This window comes from Bowdeniella nasicola, from assembly GCF_001907295.1.
In the GTDB taxonomy this organism is placed as follows: Bacteria; Actinomycetota; Actinomycetes; order Actinomycetales; family Actinomycetaceae; genus Bowdeniella; species Bowdeniella nasicola.
In genome coordinates, this window is the sequence record NZ_MQVR01000105.1 from 1 (window position 1) to 5,770 (window position 5,770).

At 64.0% G+C, this 5,770-nt stretch carries 6 protein-coding genes and 1 pseudogene; 3 read left to right on the forward strand and 4 right to left on the reverse strand.

Features of this window, described 5'->3' with window-relative positions; all coding sequences use genetic code 11:
* Window positions 1-91: 91 nt before the first annotated feature.
* The 3 genes and pseudogenes from BSZ39_RS14715 to BSZ39_RS11910 all read right to left on the reverse strand — a co-directional run.
* Window positions 92-639, reverse strand: a pseudogene (locus BSZ39_RS14715) (transposase); the annotation flags it as partial.
* Between the two features lie 314 nt (window positions 640-953).
* Window positions 954-1,589 carry a hypothetical protein gene (locus BSZ39_RS11905; protein ID WP_073717543.1) on the reverse strand — a complete coding sequence of 212 codons (636 nt, stop codon included), beginning with the start codon at window positions 1,587-1,589 and terminating at the stop codon, window positions 954-956.
* 114 nt (window positions 1,590-1,703) lie between these two features.
* Entirely contained in the window at window positions 1,704-2,396 is a 693-nt protein-coding gene (locus tag BSZ39_RS11910; RefSeq protein ID WP_073717544.1) for a uracil-DNA glycosylase, read from the reverse strand.
* Window positions 2,397-2,455: 59 nt separating this feature from the next.
* Between BSZ39_RS11910 and BSZ39_RS11915 the strand changes: the two genes are divergently transcribed.
* From BSZ39_RS11915 to groL, 3 genes are all read left to right on the forward strand, one after another.
* Window positions 2,456-2,713, forward strand: coding sequence for a DUF3263 domain-containing protein (locus tag BSZ39_RS11915; RefSeq protein WP_073717545.1), 258 nt, complete (start codon window positions 2,456-2,458; stop codon window positions 2,711-2,713).
* Between the two features lie 9 nt (window positions 2,714-2,722).
* Window positions 2,723-3,355: a LytR C-terminal domain-containing protein gene (locus BSZ39_RS11920; RefSeq protein ID WP_073717546.1), complete on the forward strand. Its 633-nt coding sequence runs from the start codon at window positions 2,723-2,725 to the stop codon at window positions 3,353-3,355.
* Window positions 3,356-3,563: 208 nt separating this feature from the next.
* A complete protein-coding gene (groL, locus tag BSZ39_RS11925; RefSeq protein WP_073717547.1) occupies window positions 3,564-5,192 on the forward strand; it encodes a chaperonin GroEL in 1,629 nt (542 codons plus the stop codon).
* Window positions 5,193-5,263: 71 nt separating this feature from the next.
* On the opposite strand, the gene BSZ39_RS11930 is transcribed toward groL, so the two are convergent.
* Window positions 5,264-5,770: YfbM family protein (locus BSZ39_RS11930; protein WP_143180532.1), on the reverse strand; the 507-nt coding region annotated here is incomplete at its 5' end.

Here is a 5,770-nt window from a genome sequence, read left to right on the forward strand (position 1 = left end):
GAACTTCTATCTTCACCCAAGGCCCGCCCCTCATTCATCACCAACACCCGGCAGTCAGAGACCGCGTCACGCACTCTGAAACCGGAAGAGCCACTTTCACCACGATCGCGTCGACGAAGATCACCGGATAGATCGCATCCAGCGGCCGGGAGGCCCATTCGGCCAGTTCCCCGGTGACTTTCTCGGTGATCCGGCTGATCGTGTCCTTGGAGACCTTCGCCCCATAGACCTCGTCGAAGTGCGCGGCGATCTCACCCGTGGTCAACCCGCGCGCGGTCAACGAGAGCACGATCTGATCGACCCCGTCCAGCCGGCGCTTCCTCTTTGGGACGATCACCGGTTCGAACGAGCCGTCACGGTCTCTGGGCACCTCGATCTCGACGGGCCCGATTCTACAGTGAGCACCGTCTTGACCCGCGTCCCGTTACGCATGTTCTCGCCCAACGGGGTGCCGCCGTGGTCGTGCCCGAGATGCTCGGTCAGCTCGGCGTTCAACGCGGTCTCGAGGACGTTCTTCGTGAGCTGGTTCAACAGGCCACCCGGGCCGACCAGGCTCACGCCCTGCTCCTTCGCCTGCGCGAGCAAGCGTTCTGCGAGTTCCTTCTGATTGATGATCTCCCCGGTCACGGGATCAATCATCTCGTCGTCAACAACGACAGTGGTCGTGTCAGTCACGGCCATCTCCTTTCGGATCAGGCCGGACCCTCACACACCATTATTCAGACAGTCCCGCTGCGAGGTACGGGCGCGGTAGCGCGTCGCGCGGACTCGCGAGGGCGTGATGATATCGCGCTTGTCGGAGGGCCGTTGAGGTCATCCGGGAAGTCCGGCTCATTTTCGAACGGCGGTAATCCGTTGGGGTGAAAGCGCTGGTAGCCGTCCGGGCTGCTGGGGGCCCGTCCGGGCTGCCGGAATTGGCGTTGTCCAGGCTGCCGTCGAACTGCGTAAAGAGGTCATCGCCGCGGTGGTACAAGCTGCCGGAGGTAGGGCGCGTGAAGCGATGGGCGACCTCGACGAGCGCGGCGGCGGTAGCGGATGCCTTGGGAGATGCGGTCCAGGACGGGCAGGAGGACGTCGCAGTCGGCTTGGGTGAGGTGCATGCGCACGTCCGCGCCGAACTCGGGGTGGTTGCGGTCGCGGGGTATAAAGACGATGCCGCGGTCGGCGCGCGACTGCTCGATTTTGAGTTTGGCGAGTTCGTCTTGGGTTTTGCCGGACATTTCGTCCACATCGCGCAGCAGGTTGTCGCAGTCCTTCACGAAGGAGTCGGGATCGACGGTGACGGCGTGTTCTAGGAGTGAGGCGGTGAGTTCGTCGAAGACCTCGGGGTCGAAGAAGCGCTCGCAGCGGTTCAGGGTACGGGCGGCTTTGGTGGCGTTAGTGTCGGCAATACAGGTGGCGCCGGAGGCAGCGGCGCGGCGGGAGATTCGCCCGAGGAGGCGGACGGCGTGCAGGTGGTCCTGCGGGGTGTGCCGCGACCAGCCGCTTTCCTGGCCGGCGCGCAGGAGGGCATCGATGGCGTCGAGCGCGCCGAGGTCCAGTTCACCGGTCTCGGTGGTGAACTGGGCGATGAGCTCCGAATGCGACATGACCCTACCGTGGCACGGCCATCAGGTTCGCGGGGGAGGGGTGGGGATAACTTTGGCGCCTCCGGCGTCGGGACGAAGACGCATGTGGATAATGGCGGCGGGCGCGGAGTGTGGTTATGCGGGTGGCAGGCGCCAGTCGATCGGGTCCGTGCCGGCGGCCTGTAGTGCGTCGTTCGTGCGGGAGAAGGGCTTGGAGCCGAAAAAGCCGCGGTAGGCCGACAGTGGCGAGGGGTGCGGGGAGGAAATGATGGAGACGCGAGGGCCTTCACGCAGCAGGGGAGTTAGTGATTGCGCGTGGCGTCCCCACAGGATCGCGACGAGCGGCTGATCGCGGGCGGCGAGCGCGCGGATCGCGCATTCGGTGACCTCTTCCCAGCCGCGGCCCTGATGCGACGCCGGCTTGCCCGGGGTCACGGTGAGGATCCGGTTAAGCAGCATGACGCCCTGTTCGCTCCACGACGACAGATCGCCATGCGCGGCCGGCGGGATCGATAGGTCGTCGGCGAGCTCTTGGTAGATGTTCACGAGCGATTTCGGGATAGGGCGGACGTCCTTTTGGACCGAAAAGCTGAGTCCCATCGGATGCCCCGGGGTGGGGTAGGGGTCCTGGCCGACGATGAGGACCTTGACCTGATCGAACGGATAGGTGAAGGCCCGCAGCACGTCTGAGCCCGCAGGCAGGTAGCCGCGGCCGGCCGCGTTATCCTCTCGCAGCATCTGCCCCAGCTGGGTGATCTGGTCGAGCACGGGCTCTAGCGGGCGTAGCCAACTGGCATCAATTGCGTCCTTCACACTCACGCCTCCCATGCTAAGCGGCATTTTCCCATTAGCATGGGGGCGTTACGTCGCAAGAAAGGGAGGAACGCGTGGGCGAACTCAGCGAAGTCGAACAGGCGATGTTGCGTTTCGAAAGCCAGTATTGGCGCCTGGCCGGAGCGAAGGAACGCGCGATCCGGGAGACCTTCGACGTCACCTCCACCGAGTACTACCTCCACCTGGCCCGCCTCATTGATCGGCCGGAGGCGATGGCCGCCCACCCGATGACGGTCAAGAAGTTGCTGAACGAGCGGGATTCCCGGGCGCGATCTCGTGCCCGACGCCAGCGCGTGGACGTTAACCGATAGGCTTAAGACATGACCCACTACGAGGAAGACGAATTCGACATCGCCGCGCGCGAACGCGGTCCCGTCGGAGTTCATCGGCGCCTAGAGCCGCGCTGGCGGACCTACCTGCCGTACGCGATCGTCATCGTCCTCGCCCCGCTGCTCGCGTGGGCCGCGATGTCCTTCCTCGGGTCGAACCGGACCCCGCAGACCACGCACGTCCCAGGTGTGAGCGCCACTCACAGCGAGTCGCCGGGTGCCGAGGAGACTCCCGAAGAAAGCGGTGAACCCTCGCAAGAGCCGAGTGGGGAGCCGACCGAATCCCCGAGCGACGAGCCCTCCGAGGAGCCGAGCGAATCGCCGAGCTCGGAGGCTCCCGGCAAGGCCGATAAGACCCAGCTCGTTACCGTCCTGAATGGTTCGGGCATCAAGGGCCTGGCAGCTAGGGTCACCCAAGCGCTGAAGAACGATGGCTTCACGAAGGTCGTCGCAGAAAACTACCGCTCCAACTCCCCAGCAGCCGATACGATCTACTACCGCTCCGCGAAGCAGAAGGCGTCGGCCGAAGCGATCGGCAAGAAGCTCGGGATCACGAATCTCGTCGAATCGGCGAGGTCCACCGAGTCGATCGCCGTTGTGTTGCGCACCAACGTGCTGCGCTAGCGTCGAGTTCTTCACATCCACTGACGCGATCTTGCACTCTCAGGGCGAGAGTGCCAGACTACTTATTAGCACTCCCAGCAGGTGAGTGATAAGAACCCGGTAGTTCGATGAGGGTAACCGCGGCGCACAGACCTAGGTGCACCGCCACGTTTCCCGTCCGTCGCGGGCATCGAGCCGCCTGAAGCCCATCTATGGAGGATTTCACCCCATGGCAAAGATGATTGCGTTCGACGAGGAAGCTCGTCGCGGCATGGAGCGTGGCCTGAACACCCTGGCCGACACCGTCAAGGTCACCCTTGGCCCCAAGGGCCGCAACGTCGTTCTGGAAAAGAAGTGGGGCGCCCCCACGATCACCAACGACGGTGTGTCCATTGCTAAGGAAATCGAGCTCGAGGAACCCTACGAGAAGATCGGCGCCGAGCTCGTCAAGGAAGTTGCTAAGAAGACCGACGATGTCGCCGGTGATGGCACCACCACCGCGACCGTTCTCGCCCAGGCCCTCGTGAAGGAAGGCCTGCGCAACGTGGCCGCCGGCGCCAATCCGATCGCGCTGAAGCGTGGCATCGAAAAGGCCGTCGAGCTCGTTGCCGAGAAGCTGCTGGAGGACGCCAAGGAGGTCGAGACCAAGGAGCAGATCGCCGCGACCGCTGCGATTTCCGCGGGCGACCAGGCCATTGGTGACCTCATCGCCGAAGCCCTCGACAAGGTCGGCAAGGAAGGCGTCGTCACCGTCGAGGAGTCCAACACCTTCGGCCTCGAGCTTGAGCTCACCGAGGGCATGCGCTTCGACCGCGGCTTCATCTCCCCCTACTTCGTGACCGACCCCGAGCGCCAGGAAGCCGTCCTCGAGGACGCCTACGTCCTGCTCGTCGAGTCCAAGATCTCGAACGTTAAGGACCTCCTGCCGCTGCTCGAGAAGGTCATCCAGTCCGGCAAGCCGCTGTTCATCGTGGCCGAGGACATCGAGGGCGAAGCCCTCGCGACCCTCGTCGTGAACAAGATCCGTGGCACCTTCAAGTCGGCCGCCGTCAAGGCCCCCGGCTTCGGTGACCGCCGCAAGGCCATGCTGCAGGACATCGCCATCCTCACCGGTGGCGAGGTCATCTCCGAGACCCTTGGCACCTCGCTCGAGACCGCTGACCTCGACGTGCTGGGCCGCGCCCGCAAGGTCGTCGTCACCAAGGACGAGACCACCATCGTTGAGGGCGCCGGCGCCGCCGAGATGATCGAAGGCCGCGTCAACCAGATCCGCTCCGAGATTGAGAAGTCGGACTCCGACTACGATCGCGAGAAGCTGCAGGAGCGCCTTGCCCGCCTCGCCGGTGGCGTCGCCGTCATCAAGGCCGGCGCTGCGACCGAGGTCGAGCTCAAGGAGCGCAAGCACCGCATCGAGGACGCCGTCCGCAACGCGAAGGCTGCCGTCGAAGAGGGCATCGTCGCCGGTGGTGGCGTCGCCCTGATCCAGGCCGCCAAGGAGGCCTTCGATGACCTGACCCTCGAGGGCGATGAGGAGACCGGCGCGAACATCGTGAAGCTCGCCGTCGAGGCTCCGCTGAAGCAGATCGCCATCAACGCTGGCCTCGAAGGCGGCGTTGTTGCGGAAAAGGTTCGCAACCTCGAGCCCGGCCACGGATTGAACGCCGCGACCGGCGTCTACGAAGACCTCATGGCCGCTGGCGTCAACGACCCGGTGAAGGTCACCCGCTCCGCGCTGCAGAACGCGGCGTCCATCGCGGGCCTGTTCCTCACAACCGAGGCCATCGTCGCCGACAAGCCCGAGCCGCCGGCCCCGGCTGCTCCGGCTGCCCCGGACATGGGCGGCATGGGCGGCTTCTAAGCCCCCAGGACGCTTAGTCTAGAGCGCAAAAAACTGCCGGCCACCGCGAGGTGGCCGGCAGTTTTGTTTTGCTACTGCATGCAGGTGAGCATCGCTTCGCCGTTTTGTGAGGCGGCAGCGTACTGCTCCTGGAACTCGTGGAAATTGTCAAGGATGTAGTCCTCGAAGAACGACGGATCCACAGATTGCCAGAAGGCCTTTCCCGGATAGATCTCGTTTTGTGGGAGAACCTGAGGATCGTCGCGGGAACTAAGGTCATCGTCCGACACCTCCTCGAGTGCCGCGGCGATCGTCTTGACCATCTCCGGCGATTGATACATCGCTGGCCCCATGGACAGGTCGAACCTGGACTCCTTACCGCCAAACATCATCCGGGACAGTGGATGCTTGGACTCACTCCGTTGTCCTGTCGCAAGGAAATGGATGACATCCCAGGACTTGTCGATATCGAAGTCCTCGCCGTTTTCGCCGGGGTCTTCGAAAAATGGATCGCCCCGGGTGTGGTGGAGGGTTTGATCTAACCGAGAGGATAGGAACATGCCTGCACCGAGTAAGTACCCTGCAGAAGTTCGTGACCG

Coding starts and splice junctions, on each gene's coding strand:
- BSZ39_RS11910 (WP_073717544.1), bottom strand. CDS start 2,396: ATGGGAGGCGTGAGTGTGAAGGACGCAATTGATGCCAGTTGGCTACGC.
- BSZ39_RS11920 (WP_073717546.1), top strand. CDS start 2,723: ATGACCCACTACGAGGAAGACGAATTCGACATCGCCGCGCGCGAACGC.
- groL (WP_073717547.1), top strand. CDS start 3,564: ATGGCAAAGATGATTGCGTTCGACGAGGAAGCTCGTCGCGGCATGGAG.
- BSZ39_RS11905 (WP_073717543.1), bottom strand. CDS start 1,589: ATGTCGCATTCGGAGCTCATCGCCCAGTTCACCACCGAGACCGGTGAA.